The organism is Paenibacillus ihumii (assembly GCF_001403875.1).
GTDB classification, from domain to species: domain Bacteria; phylum Bacillota; class Bacilli; order Paenibacillales; family Paenibacillaceae; genus Fontibacillus; species Fontibacillus ihumii.
The window spans coordinates 1-16,649 of the sequence record NZ_LN884295.1 but is presented as its reverse complement, the minus strand read 5'-3'; the positions used below and the strand labels follow the sequence as shown (position 1 = coordinate 16,649).

General features: G+C 52.3%; 20 protein-coding genes and 1 rRNA gene. 20 read left to right on the top strand and 1 reads right to left on the bottom strand.

Features of this window, described 5'->3' with window-relative positions; genetic code table 11:
• Positions 1–2 precede the first annotated feature (2 nt).
• The 18 genes from BN2762_RS01085 to BN2762_RS01000 all read left to right on the top strand — a co-directional run bounded on the left by BN2762_RS01085 (position 3) and on the right by BN2762_RS01000 (position 14,409).
• Complete coding sequence (locus BN2762_RS01085; protein ID WP_055105218.1) at positions 3–614, top strand: undecaprenyl phosphate transporter UptA; 612 nt, start codon at positions 3–5, stop codon at positions 612–614.
• Position 615: 1 nt separating this feature from the next.
• Positions 616–1,182 carry a thioredoxin family protein gene (locus BN2762_RS01080; RefSeq protein WP_055105217.1) on the top strand — a complete coding sequence of 189 codons (567 nt, stop codon included), beginning with the start codon at positions 616–618 and terminating at the stop codon, positions 1,180–1,182.
• A gap of 1 nt (position 1,183) precedes the next feature.
• Entirely contained in the window at positions 1,184–1,810 is a 627-nt protein-coding gene (locus tag BN2762_RS01075) for an MBL fold metallo-hydrolase (protein WP_055105216.1), read from the top strand.
• Positions 1,811–1,962: 152 nt separating this feature from the next.
• Positions 1,963–2,235, top strand: coding sequence for a hypothetical protein (locus BN2762_RS26695; RefSeq protein WP_222861004.1), 273 nt, complete (start codon positions 1,963–1,965; stop codon positions 2,233–2,235).
• Between the two features lie 143 nt (positions 2,236–2,378).
• Complete coding sequence (sigY, locus tag BN2762_RS01065) at positions 2,379–2,909, top strand: RNA polymerase sigma factor SigY (protein WP_055105214.1); 531 nt, start codon at positions 2,379–2,381, stop codon at positions 2,907–2,909.
• Positions 2,899–3,240: a DUF5345 family protein gene (locus tag BN2762_RS01060; protein ID WP_055105213.1), complete on the top strand. Its 342-nt coding sequence runs from the start codon at positions 2,899–2,901 to the stop codon at positions 3,238–3,240. The genes sigY and BN2762_RS01060 overlap by 11 nt, the downstream gene beginning before the upstream one ends.
• On the top strand, positions 3,237–3,473 hold the full coding sequence (locus tag BN2762_RS01055) for a hypothetical protein (RefSeq protein ID WP_055105212.1): 237 nt from the start codon (positions 3,237–3,239) through the stop codon (positions 3,471–3,473). Before BN2762_RS01060 ends, BN2762_RS01055 begins: the two co-directional genes overlap by 4 nt.
• A 4-nt stretch (positions 3,474–3,477) precedes the next feature.
• A complete protein-coding gene (locus BN2762_RS01050) occupies positions 3,478–3,672 on the top strand; it encodes a PLD nuclease N-terminal domain-containing protein (RefSeq protein ID WP_316246751.1) in 195 nt (64 codons plus the stop codon).
• A gap of 1 nt (position 3,673) precedes the next feature.
• Complete coding sequence (locus tag BN2762_RS01045; protein WP_055105211.1) at positions 3,674–4,591, top strand: ABC transporter ATP-binding protein; 918 nt, start codon at positions 3,674–3,676, stop codon at positions 4,589–4,591.
• Entirely contained in the window at positions 4,588–5,373 is a 786-nt protein-coding gene (locus BN2762_RS01040) for an ABC transporter permease (protein WP_074048542.1), read from the top strand. Before BN2762_RS01045 ends, BN2762_RS01040 begins: the two co-directional genes overlap by 4 nt.
• A 116-nt stretch (positions 5,374–5,489) precedes the next feature.
• Entirely contained in the window at positions 5,490–5,873 is a 384-nt protein-coding gene (locus tag BN2762_RS01035) for a hypothetical protein (RefSeq protein ID WP_055105210.1), read from the top strand.
• Positions 5,874–6,065: 192 nt separating this feature from the next.
• Positions 6,066–6,353: an Asp-tRNA(Asn)/Glu-tRNA(Gln) amidotransferase subunit GatC gene (gatC, locus tag BN2762_RS01030; protein WP_055105209.1), complete on the top strand. Its 288-nt coding sequence runs from the start codon at positions 6,066–6,068 to the stop codon at positions 6,351–6,353.
• Positions 6,354–6,492: 139 nt separating this feature from the next.
• Complete coding sequence (gatA, locus tag BN2762_RS01025) at positions 6,493–7,947, top strand: Asp-tRNA(Asn)/Glu-tRNA(Gln) amidotransferase subunit GatA (protein ID WP_055105208.1); 1,455 nt, start codon at positions 6,493–6,495, stop codon at positions 7,945–7,947.
• A 42-nt stretch (positions 7,948–7,989) separates the two neighbouring features.
• A complete protein-coding gene (gene gatB / locus BN2762_RS01020; protein WP_055105207.1) occupies positions 7,990–9,429 on the top strand; it encodes an Asp-tRNA(Asn)/Glu-tRNA(Gln) amidotransferase subunit GatB in 1,440 nt (479 codons plus the stop codon).
• Between the two features lie 63 nt (positions 9,430–9,492).
• Positions 9,493–9,969 carry a GNAT family N-acetyltransferase gene (locus BN2762_RS01015; protein ID WP_055105206.1) on the top strand — a complete coding sequence of 159 codons (477 nt, stop codon included), beginning with the start codon at positions 9,493–9,495 and terminating at the stop codon, positions 9,967–9,969.
• Positions 9,970–10,151: 182 nt separating this feature from the next.
• Positions 10,152–11,984: a DUF4097 family beta strand repeat-containing protein gene (locus BN2762_RS01010; protein ID WP_230202394.1), complete on the top strand. Its 1,833-nt coding sequence runs from the start codon at positions 10,152–10,154 to the stop codon at positions 11,982–11,984.
• A gap of 138 nt (positions 11,985–12,122) precedes the next feature.
• Entirely contained in the window at positions 12,123–12,548 is a 426-nt protein-coding gene (locus BN2762_RS01005; protein ID WP_055105205.1) for a Fur family transcriptional regulator, read from the top strand.
• A gap of 190 nt (positions 12,549–12,738) precedes the next feature.
• Complete coding sequence (locus BN2762_RS01000; protein WP_055105347.1) at positions 12,739–14,409, top strand: glycosyl hydrolase family 18 protein; 1,671 nt, start codon at positions 12,739–12,741, stop codon at positions 14,407–14,409.
• A gap of 130 nt (positions 14,410–14,539) precedes the next feature.
• Here the strand turns inward: BN2762_RS01000 and BN2762_RS00995 are convergent, their stop codons facing one another.
• Positions 14,540–14,923 carry a DUF2614 family zinc ribbon-containing protein gene (locus tag BN2762_RS00995; RefSeq protein ID WP_055105204.1) on the bottom strand — a complete coding sequence of 128 codons (384 nt, stop codon included), beginning with the start codon at positions 14,921–14,923 and terminating at the stop codon, positions 14,540–14,542.
• Positions 14,924–15,045: 122 nt separating this feature from the next.
• Here BN2762_RS00995 and BN2762_RS00990 point away from each other — a divergent pair, with 122 nt between their 5' ends.
• Positions 15,046–15,933: a nucleotidyltransferase-like protein gene (locus BN2762_RS00990; RefSeq protein WP_055105203.1), complete on the top strand. Its 888-nt coding sequence runs from the start codon at positions 15,046–15,048 to the stop codon at positions 15,931–15,933.
• Positions 15,934–16,317: 384 nt separating this feature from the next.
• Positions 16,318–16,649: ribosomal RNA gene (locus BN2762_RS00985) — 16S ribosomal RNA — on the top strand; the annotation flags it as partial.

Here is a 16,649-nt window from a genome sequence, read left to right as displayed (position 1 = left end):
TATTGGAATGGTTGTCAAATGTAATCGGGGCATTGTTTGAATGGATACAGCAGCTGGGGTATATCGGTATTATGCTGGGGCTAATGATCGAGGTCATCCCAAGTGAAATCGTGCTCGCTTACGGGGGATATCTCGTGTACACGGAGCGCATCAGCTTCATTGGAGCGGTGATATTCGGCGTGATCGGCGGCGTAATCGCCCAACTGTTCGTGTATTGGATCGGGCGCTACGGCGGACGGCCGATTTTGGAGCGGTACGGCAAGTACATTCTGATTCAGAAAAAGCATATCGATTTATCCGAGGCCTGGTTTTTGAAATATGGATCAGGGGTTATTTTTACGGCTCGCTTCATTCCGGTAGTGAGGCATGCTATTTCCATTCCGGCGGGGATGGCCAAGATGCCTGTTAGCAAGTTCCTATGGCTGACCACGCTGGCCATTATCCCCTGGTCGGTGCTGTTTGTCTATTTAGGGAAGATGCTGGGGGAGCAGTGGCAGACGATCGATGAGACAGCCGGACCTTACATCATCCCGATTCTGCTCGTTGCCCTCGCGCTGCTGATCGGGTATGTCCTCGTAAAATGGTATGGATCGAAAAAGAAAGGAGAGGCTTGAAATGAGTGTAAATTTAAAAGATAAATGGGGTAAAGGGATTTCGCCGAAGCAGTTCATGGAAGGAATGCAGCGAAATAAAGAAGCCTTCCAGACCGGCTATGACGGCTTTCATTGGGTGAGCGAGGAGGATCGCCAATTTTTCGAAGGCTTGCGGTCCCGGAATGATTTGCGGGTGTTGGTCCTTGCGGCAGACTGGTGCGGCGACGTGATTCGCAGCGTTCCAGTCATTTTCCGGGCGCTTGAGGCGGCAGGCGTGGTAACGGAGGTCCTCATTGTAGAGCAGCATCAGGATGTGATGGATCATTTCCTGACTATGGGCGGCCGCGCCGTTCCGATTGTAATCGTGGTGAATACAGACGGACAAGTTCTTGGCCACTGGGGGCCCAGACCGGCAGACGTGCAGGAGTTCATGATCCGGTTCAAGCAGGAGAACCCGGACCGCGAAGCGCCTGGTTACGAAGAGAAGATCGCTGTAGTCCGACAGCAAATGGCCCAGCAATACGAGGAAGGAGCGGGAGTCAACGGCAAGGTCGTAACCGAGCTTCGCGCGCTGCTCTCAAAATTTTAACATGCTGAAGATTGAGACATTTTCATTAGGACCACTGCAGACCAATGCTTATTTGATTCGAGGGGAGGATGAGGGCAAAGCCATCATCATCGATCCGGGAATGAATCCGGCTCCGCTGATCCGCCGGATCGAAGGGCTTGAAATCGAAGCGATTCTGCTGACGCATGCCCATTTTGATCATATTGGCGGAGTGGATGAGATTCGCCGCTTGAAGCAATGCCCGGTATATTTGCATTCCCTTGAAAGCGACTGGCTGACAACGCCCGGCCTTAACGGATCCCTGCGCTGGTCGGAAGTATCGCCGCCTATCGAGAGCAGTCCGGCAGAGTATGAGCTTGCCGAGGGGCAGAAGCTGAAGCTGATCGGCCACGAGTTTGCCGTCTACCATACTCCGGGCCATTCCCCAGGGAGCGTCAGCTTTCTTTGCGGAAACGACCTTTTCTCGGGAGACGTGTTGTTTCGGATCAGCGTGGGACGCACGGACTTGCCGGGAGGGCGGGAGGCGGATCTCTATAACTCCATTCGCGGCAAGCTGTACCGTCTGCCGGACGAAGTTACGGTATATCCGGGCCATGGGCCGAAAACGACGATCGGCTTCGAAAAAACGAATAATCCGTACGTTTCCTAAGCAGGAAACGCAATTTAGTGAGAATTTGCTACAAAAAGTACAAAAATACTAGACAAAACTACATTCCTTTGCTAGGATGTATATTAATTAAATGTTTGTAACCTTTGCGAAGCACGCAAGCTGCGGAATCAGTCCCGGTTTGCGTTCTTTTTTTGTCTTTTTTCGGACTATCGAAGGCTGGCGGGGATAGACGGGCCGCACGGCAGGATCAGGAAGGAGCGGGAAAGGTGAAGCGCAGCATATCCTATTTTACGGATGTGGGCTTTGGGTGTTACTTGGGCAAGAAGCAGGAATGTATGGTGGTTGCGGAGGCTTCGGCTTCCGATACTTTCCGGGCATGGCGCCAGGTTGCCATCGCTTCGGGGCGGATTAACCAGCCGTGGCATTATAAACTGATGCAAATACGGAAAGAGCTGTATAGATAGGCATGTTCGGATGAGCTGAATGAGTGGTGTATACCCCTTCATTCAGCTTTTTTTTGAATTTGCCCGCTTTTTGTAAATCGTCGTTGAACGATTTGGGCTGCTTGGGCGTATTATAGGTGCTGTGGACAAAAAGGGGTGACGGGATGCCGCAGGAGAAGGAATGGATCAAGCTAGCTAGACAAGGCGATGCCGCCGCTCTCGCTTCATTGATGCAACTTCATTATTCTTATGTCTACAAATATTTGGTGAAGGTGACGATGGAGCCCAAAACGGCCGAGGATTTAACTCAGGACACGATGCTGAAATGCATGGAAAATATACAAAGATATGACGGAACCTCCGCTTTTTCCTCCTGGCTCATAACGATCGCAACGCGGTTGTTTATCGATATAACCCGGCGCAGGAAAAGAGAGAGGCATTGGCTGATGCAGGACGGGAACGCCAGCCGGTTGAAATGGCATTTTGAAGCGAATCAGGAGGAGTGGAGCGATTTGCTTGAGCTGCTCTCGAAGCTGTCTCCCGAGCACCGCATAGCCATCCTGCTGAAGCATTATTACGGATACAGCTACGATGAAATCGGAAGCATGCTGAATATTCCTGCCGGCACGGCAAAGTCCCGAGTCGCATATGGACTGCGTGAATTGCGAAAGGAGTTGAATTCTCATGAATCATAATGGACAAGACAGGGAGCCGGAGGACGAGCTAATACATGAACTTCTAAAGGATCTAAGGACCTTGGATCGCGTCGTTCCCGAGAAGAACGGGCCTTCGGCCGAAGCCTGGGAGCTGGCCGTGAAAGAGCGCTGGCGCATGATGGCCAGGATGAAGAGATGGGAGGTCCTGCTGTTCTGCCTGGTCGCCCTGCTGATGATTAGCGGAGGTTTCCTGTTCGCGCTGGCAACTCCGGTTATGTACGCAATGCTGCAAGGGCTTGGAGTTGTCGCGGCTGTAGCCGTAGCTGTAGCCGCGGCGGTACGTCCAGCGAGAAGGGGGAGAGCAGAATGAATTTGACATTCACACCTGAGTCAGAGACGCTGCCGCCATGGTGGGTATTTGTGCTCCTTGCGGTGCTTCTGCTGGTTCAAGGCACATGGATGTTTATAGATGCCCGCAAGCGAGGGAGAAATGCCTGGTTCTGGGGTCTGTGGGGGGTTATCAATTTCCCCAGCCCGCTGCTCGTATATTTGCTTGTTGTCGTGTGGGCCGATTATCGCAAGGCCAAAAGAACGGAGGAATGAGAAAGTGGACATCAACGTGAATTGGGGCTTGCTTGCCCCCATTATTGTCCTGCAGTTTATTCTGATGCTTACCGCGCTTGTTTCGCTGGCCCGGGCGGAATCGGTGACAGGGGCTAAATGGATTTGGGCACTGGTCATTATTTTTGGAAATATTGCGGGAAGCATCGTTTATTTTATACTCGGAAGGAAAGAGAACTAAAATGTCATTTCTGTCTGTCGATCAATTAACGAAACGATTCGGCTCGGGCACCCCGGTCAAAGGAATTTCCTTCGGGCTGGAACGCGGGAGCTGCACCGCACTGCTAGGTCCGAACGGAGCGGGGAAGACCACGACGATGCGGATGCTTGCCGGGCTGATCGCGCCGTCCGCGGGACGGATTACTGTTCAGGGACGGCAGCATTCCAGCGGGGACTATCGCTCGCTGATCGGATATTTGCCGCAGCATCCCGCGTTCTATGGCTGGATGACCGGGGAGGAATTCGTATTATATGCGGCAGGATTAAGCGGAATGGGCCGTAAAGAGGCCCGGGAGCGGACGCGTACTGTGCTGGAGCGGGTTGGCTTGGCTGAGGCGGCCAAACGGCGCATCGCCGGATACTCCGGAGGAATGAAGCAGCGGCTTGGCCTGGCGCAGGCATTGGTCCATCAGCCGCAGCTGCTGCTGCTCGATGAGCCGGTATCGGCACTGGATCCGATCGGACGGCGCGAGGTTATGAATTTGCTGCAGCAGCTTCGTACGGAGACGACGATATTATTTTCAACCCATGTGCTGCCGGACGCCGAGGAGGTCTGCGACCGAATCATGATGATGCGGGACGGGGAAATCGTGGAGAACGGCGAGCTGCAATCGCTTGCGGATAAATATCGGCGCCCGCTGCTTACTATTGAGGTGGATCGGCAATTGGCGGCTAGCGAATGGCTGGAGTCGCTGGGGGCGCGTCCTTTTGTCCAGGAAGCGCGGATTCAGGGCAGCATCGCGCTCCTCACCGTCGATCATATAGAAGAAGCAAGACGGCTCATATTGGATGAGGTCTCTTCGCGGCAAATCCCTTTGATCAGCTTTCAGGCAGGGGTGACCTCGCTTGAAGAGATGTTTATGAAGGTGGTGACAGCATGAGACAAGCATGGCTTATATATCGCAAGGAAATGCTTGGCATGGCTCGCAGCTACCAGCTGCTCTGGGTTCCGGTCGTATTCCTGCTGCTCGTGGTCATGCAGCCGGTAACTTCATATTATTTGCCGGAAATATTAGCCGCCTCAGGCAGCGTTCCGGAGGAGATGCTTGCAGGATTTCCGATTCCGGGTCCTGCCGAGGTGATGGGAGGCGTGCTTGGACAGTACAGTACGATCGGCGTAATGATTCTGGTCATTGCCGGAATGCAGATCGTAGCTGGCGAGCGCTACGGAGGAACGGCAGCTTTAGTGCTCGTTCGTCCCGTAAGCTCGGCCTCCTTCATTTCCGCAAAGTGGGCGGGTCAAATGACGCTATTGCTCCTCTCCTTCACGGTAAGTTATGCAGCTGCCTGGTACTATACCGTGCTTCTGCTCGGTCCCGTGCCCTGGCGGCCAGGCTTGATGGCCGGGGGGCTGTACATGCTTTGGCTGGCGTTTGCCGTTTCCTTGACCTTGCTGTTTAGTACCCTGCTGCGCGGCAGTGTTGCCGCCGTGGCTTCGCTTCTGTTGATCGGCGGGCTGTCGCTGGGGCACAGCCTGGCGCCTTCCTGGTTTGCCTGGAGCCCGGCCCGGCTGCTTCCGCTGGCCAATGCGGCCATCGCGGACGCGCTCGCGGAGCCGGTATATTTTCCTGCTGTATCGACCGTGTGTCTATGCCTTGTATGTGTAGGCATGGCCATATGGGGACTTCGCCGGCAAGCTATACCTGATCTCAGGGGCGAATAGGCCGACACCCGCATTTTGCTGCGCAAGTTGAATAAATCCCTGAAACGCTTGACCAATCTCGCGTATTTTTAGTAGGATAGTAGAATAACTGACAGTAATAATCAGGGAGGTAGACGATGCTGCAATTGGGAGAGAAGGTTGTTATCGTCGGCGATGCTTTTGAGCAGAATCTTCCTGTTGGGGAATATGGCTATATCATTGCTTATGACCGTAATCCGGACAATGTGTTTGATTATGTTGTTCGGTCTCCAAAGACTGGGCGGAATTATTTTGTCCCATCGCAGGATGTGGAATCCGAAGAACGGCTGATTGAGCAGGAAGTAGAGCGCACCACCCAGGAAGCATTGATTGACTATGCACTGGCTACTTACAATGAGAAGCTGTTCCACCAGGTTATCAATGGAGAAGATCCTCACGCGGAGGAGCAAGAAGAACCAACAAAGGAAGTTATGTCTCAGGCGGAATTCATCAAGCAGGTGAATTTGCGAGCTTGGATCTAGGGAAAAAGGTCGGCGATGCCGGCCTTTTTTGAGTTCGGTTAGGCTTGACGCCCGCGGCCTGGCATTTATTCCATGCTTCGCGCTAATGGATTGAATTGTGGGATAATCTACAATATAATTTTAATCATCTATGCGGTCATGTTAGAATGGACAAACCAGTCCCGACAGGGAAGGTTACGAGGAGGATTTGGAATGAGCATCGAGACTAAAGATGTTGAACATGTGGCCAAGCTGGCCCGTTTGAATTTGACGGATGAAGAGCGGGATATGTTCACAGAGCAATTGAACGCTATTTTACAATATGCTGAGAAGCTGAATGAACTCGATACGGAGGATGTAGAGCCGACGACGCATGTGCTTCGCCTCAGCAATGTCATGCGCGAGGATATCGTGCAGGAAAGCCTGGCGCAGGAGAAGGTATTCCGCAATGCGCCTGAGGAAGAGGATGGGCAATTCAAGGTGCCTGCCGTCCTGGAGTAACCGGAGCTGACTTGAGCTCCGGCAATATGCCTGGCCGCACGATGCAGTGCAGGTCTGGAGTGCATGCATCCTTGAAGATGCTGCCAACCAATGGCTGTCCAGTGGACGAGCTGCCCAATTTCGGAAGGAGGAAGCGGTTGTGACGCTTTTTGATTTACGTTTACAGGATATACATAGCCAGCTCCGCAGCAAGGAGTTATCGGTTATCGATCTGGTGAATGAAGCCTTTGCCAAGATCGGGGAAAGAGATGAACGGATCGGCGCTTATTTGACATTGAACGAGGATGGTGCGCGAGCGGAAGCGGCGCGGCTTGACGACAAGCTGGCCCGCGGAGAGGATCTTGGTCTTCTGTTCGGGCTGCCGATCGGAGTGAAGGACAATATGGTGACGGAGGGATTGCTCACGACCTGTGCAAGCCAGTTCCTGTCCAACTACGATCCGATTTATGACGGCACGGTCATCACCAAGCTGAAGCAGGCGGATTCCGTTCTGGTCGGCAAATTGAATATGGACGAGTTCGCGATGGGCGGCTCCAATGAGAATTCTAGCTTCCATCCGGTACGCAATCCTTGGGATTTGAATCGGGTACCGGGCGGCTCCAGCGGCGGTTCAGCTGCTGCCGTGGCTGCGGGCGAAGCTTATTTTGCTTTAGGCTCGGATACCGGCGGCTCGATCCGCCAGCCGGCCTCGTATTGCGGCGTGGTTGGCCTGAAGCCGACCTACGGCCTTGTATCGAGATACGGCTTGGTCGCCTTTGCCTCATCGCTTGACCAAATCGGGCCGATTACGAAGAACGTGGAGGATGCGGCTTTTCTGCTGCAGGCCATCGCAGGCTATGATCCGAAGGATTCCACGTCGGCGCAGGTGGAAATCCCGAATTATGCCAGCGCTTTGACTGGTGATATTGCCGGGCTTCGCATCGCCGTGCCGAAGGAATACCTCGAAGGCGTTGATCCGCAGATCAAGGCTTCCGTGATGGAGGCATTGCGTCTATTGGAGAGCCTGGGAGCTGTATGGGAAGAGGTATCGCTTCCGCATACCGAGTATGCGGTCGCCGCGTATTATTTGCTGGCTTCCTCGGAGGCATCCTCGAACCTGTCGCGCTTTGACGGCGTACGGTATGGGGTGCGCGCTGATCATGCGGGCAGCCTGATCGATCTTTACCATGAATCCCGCAGCCAAGGCTTCGGTCCAGAGGTCAAGCGCCGCATTATGCTCGGTACGTACGCTCTTAGCTCCGGATACTATGACGCATATTATTTGAAAGCCCAGAAGGTACGCACCTTAATTAAGCAAGATTTTGATCAGACGTTCGAGAAATATGATGTCATCGTCGGGCCGACGACGCCGACGACTGCCTTCTCGTTAGGCTCCCAAGTGGATGATCCGCTGACGATGTACTTGAATGATATATTGACAATTCCAGTTAGTCTTGCAGGAGTGCCGGCCCTTAGCATCCCTTGCGGATTTGCGGACGGGCTTCCGATCGGGCTGCAAATGATCGGCAAAGCGTTTGATGAGAGCACGATATTGCGGCTTGCTCATGCTTTTGAGTCCAATACCGACCATCACAAGCGGCGCCCGGCGTTGTAAGAGAAGCAGGATGGTTTCACTAAAGTGTTCAGGAGGATCAATATGTCAACATCCAAATATGAAACGGTAATCGGGCTGGAAGTGCACGTGGAGCTGCATACGAAATCCAAAATTTTCTGCGGCTGCTCCACGGAATTCGGCGCTCCGCCCAACAGTCATACCTGCCCGGTATGCCTCGGGCATCCCGGCGTGCTGCCTGTGCTTAACCGCCAGGCCGTGGATTACGCGATGAAGGCCGCCATGGCTCTCAACTGCGAAATTGCAGATGTCAGCAAATTCGACCGGAAGAACTATTTCTATCCCGACTCCCCGAAGGCTTATCAGATTTCCCAATTTGACCAGCCGATCGGGCAGAACGGTTATATCGACATCGAAGTTGACGGGAAGACGAAGCGCATCGGCATTACCCGTCTTCATTTGGAAGAGGATGCGGGCAAGCTCACCCATATCGATGGGGGGTATGCTTCGCTCGTCGACTTCAACCGCGTGGGTACTCCGCTGGTAGAGATCGTATCCGAGCCGGAGATTTCTTCACCGGAGGAGGCGCGGGCTTATTTGGAGAAGCTGCGCGCGATCATGCAGTACTGCGACGTGTCCGATGTGAAAATGGAAGAGGGCTCGATGCGCTGCGATGCGAACATCAGTCTTCGTCCCGTGGGGCAGAAGGAACTGGGCACCCGGGCCGAGCTTAAGAACATGAACTCCTTCCGCGGCGTATTGCGCGGCTTGGAGTATGAGCAATACCGTCAAGCCGAGATTTTGGATGAGGGCGGAGAGGTCGTTCAGGAGACGCGGCGCTGGGATGAGGCCCAGGGCAAGACCTTCTCGATGCGCGGCAAGGAAGAAGCGCATGATTACCGCTATTTCCCGGATCCGGACTTAGTGACGCTGCATATCGATCAAGCCTGGAAGGATCGGATCAGAGCATCCATTCCCGAGCTTCCGGATGCCCGCAAGGCCCGCTATACGGAGCAGCTTGGGCTTCCTAGTTATGATGCGGAAGTCATTACCTCATCCAAGGCGCTGGCCGATCTGTTCGAGAGCAGTCTGGAGTTCACGAAGGATGCCAAATCGGTGTCCAACTGGATCATGGGTGATCTGCTCGGGTATTTGAACAGCAACAGCCTAGAGTTGTCCGATGTGAAGCTGACCGGCCAGGGCTTGGGTGAAATGATCGGCCTGATTGAGAAAGGAACGATCAGCTCCAAGATTGCCAAGACGGTGTTCAAGGAAATGCTGCAGAGCGGCAAGCTGCCTCAGCAAATCGTTGAGGAGCAGGGACTCGTCCAAATTAGCGACGAAGGGGCGATTCTGGCTATCGTCAATGAAGTCATTGCCGAGAATCCGGCCTCTGTCGAGGACTACAAGGCGGGTAAGGAGAAGGCGATCGGCTTCCTCGTAGGACAGGTGATGAAGCGCAGTAAAGGCAAGGCTAATCCTGGGCTCGTCAACAAGCTGCTGGTAGATGTTCTGAAGGGCTAGAGCTTCTATTCCGGCCGCCGCTGAACTATTTCAAATGGGATCTATGAAGAAGGGGGCGAGCGTGTGATCGTGCCACTATCGCTGCGGGATCCGGATATCGTCGAACAAATATGGAGCCTGCAGCATGCGGCGTACCGGCTTGAGGCGCACGCGGTAGGGGTAAGGCATCTGCCCCCGCTTCCGGATACTCTTGAGACTTTGGCGAACAGCTCTGAGTCCTTCTATGGAACAGTTACTCCGGAAGGGGAAGTTCTCGGTGCGGTCGCGGTTGCCCGGAAGAAGGAGGGTGAAGTCGAGATTACGCGCCTTATGGTGCATCCTCAGCATCTTCGTCAGGGTATAGGGCGGTCATTGCTGCGTTATGTTATCGAGAAATATTCAGATACATCGCTGCTCGAGGTGAAGGCGGGCACGCTGAATGCCCCGGCTGTCTCGTTGTATGAGCAGCAGGGCTTCATAGCCGCAGGCACGATAATGGCGATGTCCAACGTTGAATTAACGATATACCGGCTAGAGCCCTTGAAACTCTCCTCTTCATAGGAGAGTTTCTTTGCATTTCCCCATGCCCTGAAGTAAAGTCTCCTCGCAGGGGGAAATTGCCGCTTGCCAGAACAATTTCTGTATCCCTGCGCATGCTCCCTTAGAAGAATTGCTTCGCCAGGAATTCCAAGTTACGAGCAAGGCCGAAATCGGTTATGATTAATCAAAAGAGGAGGATGGATATGACACCGGAACCAATGACCGCAACGGATCAAGCACGGCATAATCAGAAGTCGGGAGCCGGGAAAAAGGCCAGACATTACCGCCCCAGACGATTTAAACGTAAATTCATAGCTTGCATGCTCTCGGCCTTGTTTCCGGGTCTAGGCCATCTTTATTTGCGAATGTTCTGGCGGGGAATAGCCATCAGTTATTTTTTGATCTTGGATGCTTCGTCCATGATTTATTTCTCATCCGTACGAATGACCATCAATATCCCCTTTTTGTTTCTGCTAGGTATTTTGATTCCTGCAATTTATTTTTATAGCATTTATGACGTGCTTCAATCTACCGATCTAGTTAATGCGCGAGTAAGGAATGAGAGGATTGCCCCAAGGGAACAGGCCGTCGGAACTCATGGGCAAGTCTGGAGGGGGATGCTCTCCGGTCTTCTGCTTATCACGGGCGGCGGCGTAATTTTCCTGCTGAATCAGAAGCCGCCTTGGCTCGCAGCTGTCATTCAGGCAAGCGCGGGATATGCGGTGGCGGCGGGGCTTATTCTAGGCGCCGCTGCACTCATGGTTCGAGAGTGCCGGCGCCGCCTGTTTAGAACGGGCCGGATGACCGCCTCACTGCTTCTTATGGGCACAGGAGTTATCCTTCTGACCGACGTCGCTTCGGGAAGCAGCTTGATGCTTCGCCTGTTGAATTGGTGGCCGATGCTGCTGGTTGTTGCCGGCCTTGAACAGATTTATGTTTTCCTGTGGAATCGGCGTAAAACAGCTCACCCGCTGCGCATGCTTCGCGTTGACATCAAAGGTCTCCTGCTATCGCTGTTTGTGGCGTTTTCGGTCTTTGCAGTCACGCAGCAGGATCACTATATGCATTTATGGAACCGGGTCAGTCTGGATCTAACGACGGCCGGCACGGATTTCAGCGCAGAGGAAGGCTACAGTCTGGCTAAAGATACGCTGGAGATTCCCATCGACCTGCGCACTGAACAAATCGTCATTAACGGCATTAATGGAAATATTGATGTAAGAAGGGCGGAAATTGAAGGAGTCCGCGTGGAGAGCACGGTATGGGTCGATCAGCTGCCGGTCGAGGAAGCCCGGTCTGTGGCGGAGGATACGGAGCTGCAGATAGCCGGGGGCAAGGCGCTAACTCTGAATGTAAAGGATAAGGTGTACGGCGTTTCCGGCAAAAGGCATCCGCGCATGAATATAACGGTATACCTGCCGGAGAATCGCTTTTTGGATATCGATATAAGCACCACAAACGGTAAAATCAAGATGAGCGGCGTCCGGGCTTTGAAGCAAATCAAGCTGCAGACAGGCAACGGAGATTTAAAGCTGTGGGACATCAATGGAGATGTAACGGCAAAAACGCTGAATGGCGATGCGGAAATGTACCGGATCTTCGGCAATGTCAGCGCAGAGACCCAAGGGGGGAACATGATCGGCAACATGATTACGGGACAGGTGTCCATGTCTACCTTGGTCGGCAATATCGTGCTGCTGAACGTGGATGACGATATCCATGCGAATACAAAGAACGGCAACATCACCATCAAGGGCGTCCCCGCTGCGTTAAAGGCCGAATCCTTGAACGGCAGGATTGAGATTGAATCCCCGCTGATCGGGGGGGACTGGAATGTCTATAGCGCGGTAGGGGAAATGAAGCTGACCATTCCGGCGGAAGGCGACTACACGCTGGAAGGCTCGAGCGGATACGGCGATATTGAGACGGACTTACCTTTTAAGGTGGATAACAAGGAAATTTATGGAGTCCAGGGTACAGGGGAGCATTTGGTAAAAATCGAGGGAAACAGCAATTTATATGTGAACGGGCAATGAACGTGCTGCCACGGGGCTTGTCAGGCCTCATACCTTCCGGCTGCTCTCGTTGACAAACGAATTATTGTAAAAGTACAATAAAGTTGTAAGAAGACAGAAGAGGGGATTGGCAACAACCTCTTAAAGGCGGTGGACATAATGACTACGCGGGTACAGCATGCATTGGACCAATTGAAAATCAACGGGGTCCGCATTACGCCGCAGCGTCATGCCATTTTAACGTTCCTTATGGAATCGATGGGCCATCCGACGGCAGATGAAATCTATCGTGCGCTAGCGCCCCGTTTTCCGAATATGAGCGTGGCAACAGTATATAACAATTTGAAGATGTTTATTGAAGCTGGCATGGTTCGAGAGCTGACTTACGGGGACAACTCCAGCCGCTTTGACGCGGACGTCTCGAATCATTATCATGTGATATGTGAGAAGTGTGGCAAAATCAAAGACTTCACATACTCCTCGCTGGAGGATGTGGAACAAAAGGCCGAAGAGATGACCGGCTTCCAGGTGCATGGTCACCGAATGGAGCTTTACGGGGTTTGCGGCGATTGCCGGAAACAATAATCATTTGACCTGCGGGTTTGGAAGAACGTGACGGATTCCTTCGTGAATTCTTCACGTTCTTATTTTTTGGAGTCCAATATGAAGCTGCCGCATCGCAATTTACTATTTTTATTGATGGAGGTACTGCGGATTGAAAAGAAGAAGAACGGCTCGTACGAAGCGGAGGCGCGGGGGACGGTTGAAATGGTTTATGGTGCTTGTGCTTCTTGCAGCCGGTGCGTACTGGGCGGCATCGGAGCTTCTGCCAAGCCGGGAGCATGCGGTTCCGGAATGGAAGGGGAAATTCGAGAAGCCGATATTTGTTGCAGGCGAAGTGATGGACTTGCCCGCTCTGGACAACGGTGAGGGGCTTAAGCTCCCTTTTTCCGTCATTCAGTCAGAGGTTGATCCCCATGTGAGATATGAGGAAGAGAGCAAATCGGTTATTCTTACCACGCAGCGCAAGCTTGTATGGATGAAGGCGGACGATATGAAGGGAAAAATCAACAACAAGCCGGTTCAATTGCTGTTTGCCCCTGTGGAGGAGGAAGGCGAATTATATCTGCCCGCTTATCTTCTGAAGGAGCTGTATGGCATTGAGGTGCATGAGGATGCCGCGTCCGGTGCCGTTCTGCTCTACAGGGCCGGGGAGACGATTCAGATGGCTCATGTCCAGACGTCCAGCCGCAGTAAGGATGCCACGGTTGCTATGCGGCAGGACAGCAGTATTCATGCCCCGATATTGGCGGAGATGAAGCCGGGGGAGAAGCTGCGGATTTTGGATGAGGCGGATGACTGGTATTATGCCCAACTGGACAACGGCTATGCGGGATACGTGAAAAAAAAGAATGTTGCACTGGATAGCCTAATGACGATTCCGCCGCTGGAACAGCAGGAGGTGCCTCCAGCTAAGCAAAAATGGCAATCCAAGGTTGTTAATCTGACCTGGGAGGCCGTATACAATGTAGCGCCCAAACCTTCCTCGATCGGGGAACTGCCGGGCGTCAATGTAGTGAGCCCTACCTGGTTCTCGCTGGTTGACGGGCAAGGAAATGTAAAGAGCAAGGCGGACCGTGCATATGTGAAGTGGGCGCATGAGCGGGGCATGCAGGTATGGGGGCTGTTCAGCAACAGCTTCGAACCGGAGATTACATCGGAGTCCTTATCGACGTTTGACCGCCGGATGACCACGATCGTACAAATGCTCCATTATGCTAAATTATATGATTTAGACGGAATCAATATCGATTATGAGAATGTTCATACGAAGGATGGGGCCAACTTGACCCAGTTTATGAGGGAGCTCTGGCCGCTCGCCCAGGAGCAGGGGCTGGTGTTGTCCATTGACGTGACTCCGAAGTCGAACAGTGAGATGTGGTCGGCGTTCCTTGATCGCAGGGCACTGGCGGAAGTGAGCGATTATTTGATCGTGATGGCATATGATGAGCATTGGGCGGCAAGCCCGGTAGCCGGCTCCGTAGCGTCGCTGCCTTGGTCCCGCTCGTCCATGACGCGCATTATTGAGGAAGACGATGTGCCGCCAAGCAAGTTGATCATGGGGATACCGCTATACACGCGGGTATGGACAGAAACAGAAGAAGACGGGAAAACGAAAGTCAAATCGAAGGCCATTGGCATGAAGAAGGCTCAAGAGATCATTAAGGAAAAGTCACTCAAGCCGAAGCTATCGGAAAAAACCGGCCAAAACTACGTCGAATACCGTGAAAACGGCGCCCTGCACCGAATTTGGCTGGAGGACAAGGAATCTTTGGCGCGTCGGGTAGAAATGGCGAAATCGCTTCAGCTTGGAGGCATCGCGACGTGGAACCGGAGCTTTGCATCGAGCGAAGCCTGGGACGTGCTTAGCAAAATCGCCGAGTAGGCAGTTTGGGAATAAAGAAGGCGGGACCTGTGCAGGTCCCGCCTTTTTCGTTGTGAATTATTTCGTTGCGGATTATAGGGTTTGGTGAGTCTTCCGCAGAGCTGAAGCCTCTATAATCGCTATTTACTTTTTATTGTGATTCGGCTGTCTGCGACGCGGCTTTTTGCTGCTCAAGTTGTTCGGCTGTAATGTTTGCCCGTTCCGGATCCAAGGTCAGCATGGTTTTACAGAACATGCAGCGGTCTGTCTTCCCCAGCATTTTGGTCAATTTATGGCACTCTGGGCATTCCAGCTGAACGGCAGACGTGGACAGCATGCCTGCGATGAAATAAATGGCCAGGCTCCCCAGCATTGCAATGAGTCCAATGACGAGTCCTATTCCGGCGATCACTTTGCCTGACTGTCCCCAGAAGACGATTCCTGCGGTGCCGAGAACCATTAAGCCCATCCCTAGCATGGTCAAGAGGAGGCCCCATAGTCTGAATTCATTGATTTTGCTTGATTTGAAGAACATTTGAGCAAACCTCAATTCATTATTTTTTTTAGAACGCTTCTTCAGAAAAGCAGGAAACTTAAATATAGCGTAGAACTATATTATAACGAATTGGCGGGGGAACGCCAAGGTAGGGGGATATCGTGGAACCAACTATTTTTTCATTGGTTGATGAAGATAGTGTCGGCCGCCAAGCACTAGGCGCTATCGGATATCGCCATAATAACGGCGAATTTCACAGCTCGCTCGCGTATGACTTCGAACTGGTTGTCATTACGGTATGCGAGGGGCAGAATGACGCGGGCATCGAAATTGAACACTGCACGAATGGGGATTTGCAGTACCAATTGATTCATATTAGCAACAAGGATTTGAAACGCTGGGTAATGACCGGTGAGAACCGGGAAATTGTACAGTGTTTTTTACATGGGGATATTATCTGGGATGTTGAAGGAGAATTGGCCCGTTTGCGCGAGGAAGTCATTGATTTCGGGGCAGGTATAAGGGAACAGCGCAAATTCATTGAATTTGCCAAGTTTCTTAAAATGTACATAGAGGCAAAGCGTTATACTCAGGAGCTTGATTTTCTCGATGCTTACTATCATGTCCTGCAGGCTTTAAAGCATTATGCAAGGATCGAGCTGATCGAACAGGGAATGCTGCCGGAGAACAGCGTATGGGAACAGGTGCGCCCGCTGAATTCTGTCGTGTATAAGCTGTTTGATGAGCTGACGGATAATAAGGAGACGTTGGAGCAGCGCATTCAGCTTGTGCTGCTGGCCTGCGAGTTTACGATTATGTCCAAAATGGCTGACTGCTGCTCTGTGCTGCTTCGTATTCTATCAAGCCGCAAAGAAGCCTGGAGCATCCAGGAGCTCAGAGGATTATCCGAGCTGGCTCATGTTCGGGAGGATATTCCGATGATTTTGCGTAAGCTGGTTCATCACTCCCTGGCAAAGGAAATTATCAAAGAGCCGAAGGGAAGCATTGACGAAGACCGCGAGATCAGGTATTTGGCGGGCAAATACTGATGTCACTCATTTCCAGGAAAATAAATATAAATAGAGATTGACTCCAATGGATGATCTGTGTTAAATTAAATCTCGCCCCTTCAAGGCATCGAGTTTTTAAGAATCTTAATACAGGCATTAAAAAACAGCCAAAAAAGTTTTCGAAAAAACTTGTTGACTCAAACCGGGTGAATATGATATATTATAAGAGTCGCTGCTGAAACAACAGCGGCGTGCGAAACAAGGTTTGATCTTTGAAAACTGAACAACGAGTGAGCGGGTTTCACGGAAGTGAAATCTAAATAATAGAGTCAGATGCAAATCTGATCTCGTCAGATTCAAAATGAGCTTAATCAGCTTATTCCAACTGGATTGTCATCGCCTTCGGGCGAGGGATATCCAACTTTATTGGAGAGTTTGATCCTGGCTCAGGACGAACGCTGGCGGCGTGCCTAATACATGCAAGTCGAGCGGGGTTGTTTTGGAAGCTTGCTTCCGAAGCAACCTAGCGGCGGACGGGTGAGTAATACGTAGGCAACCTGCCCCTCAGCCTGGGATAACTAGCGGAAACGTTAGCTAATACCGGATAATTTGCTTCATCGCATGAAGGAGCAATGAAAGACGGAGCAATCTGTCACTAAGGGATGGGCCTACGGCGCATTAGCTAGTTGGTAGGGTAATGGCCTACCAAGGCGACGATGCGTAGCCGACCTGAGAGGGTGAACGGCCACACTGGG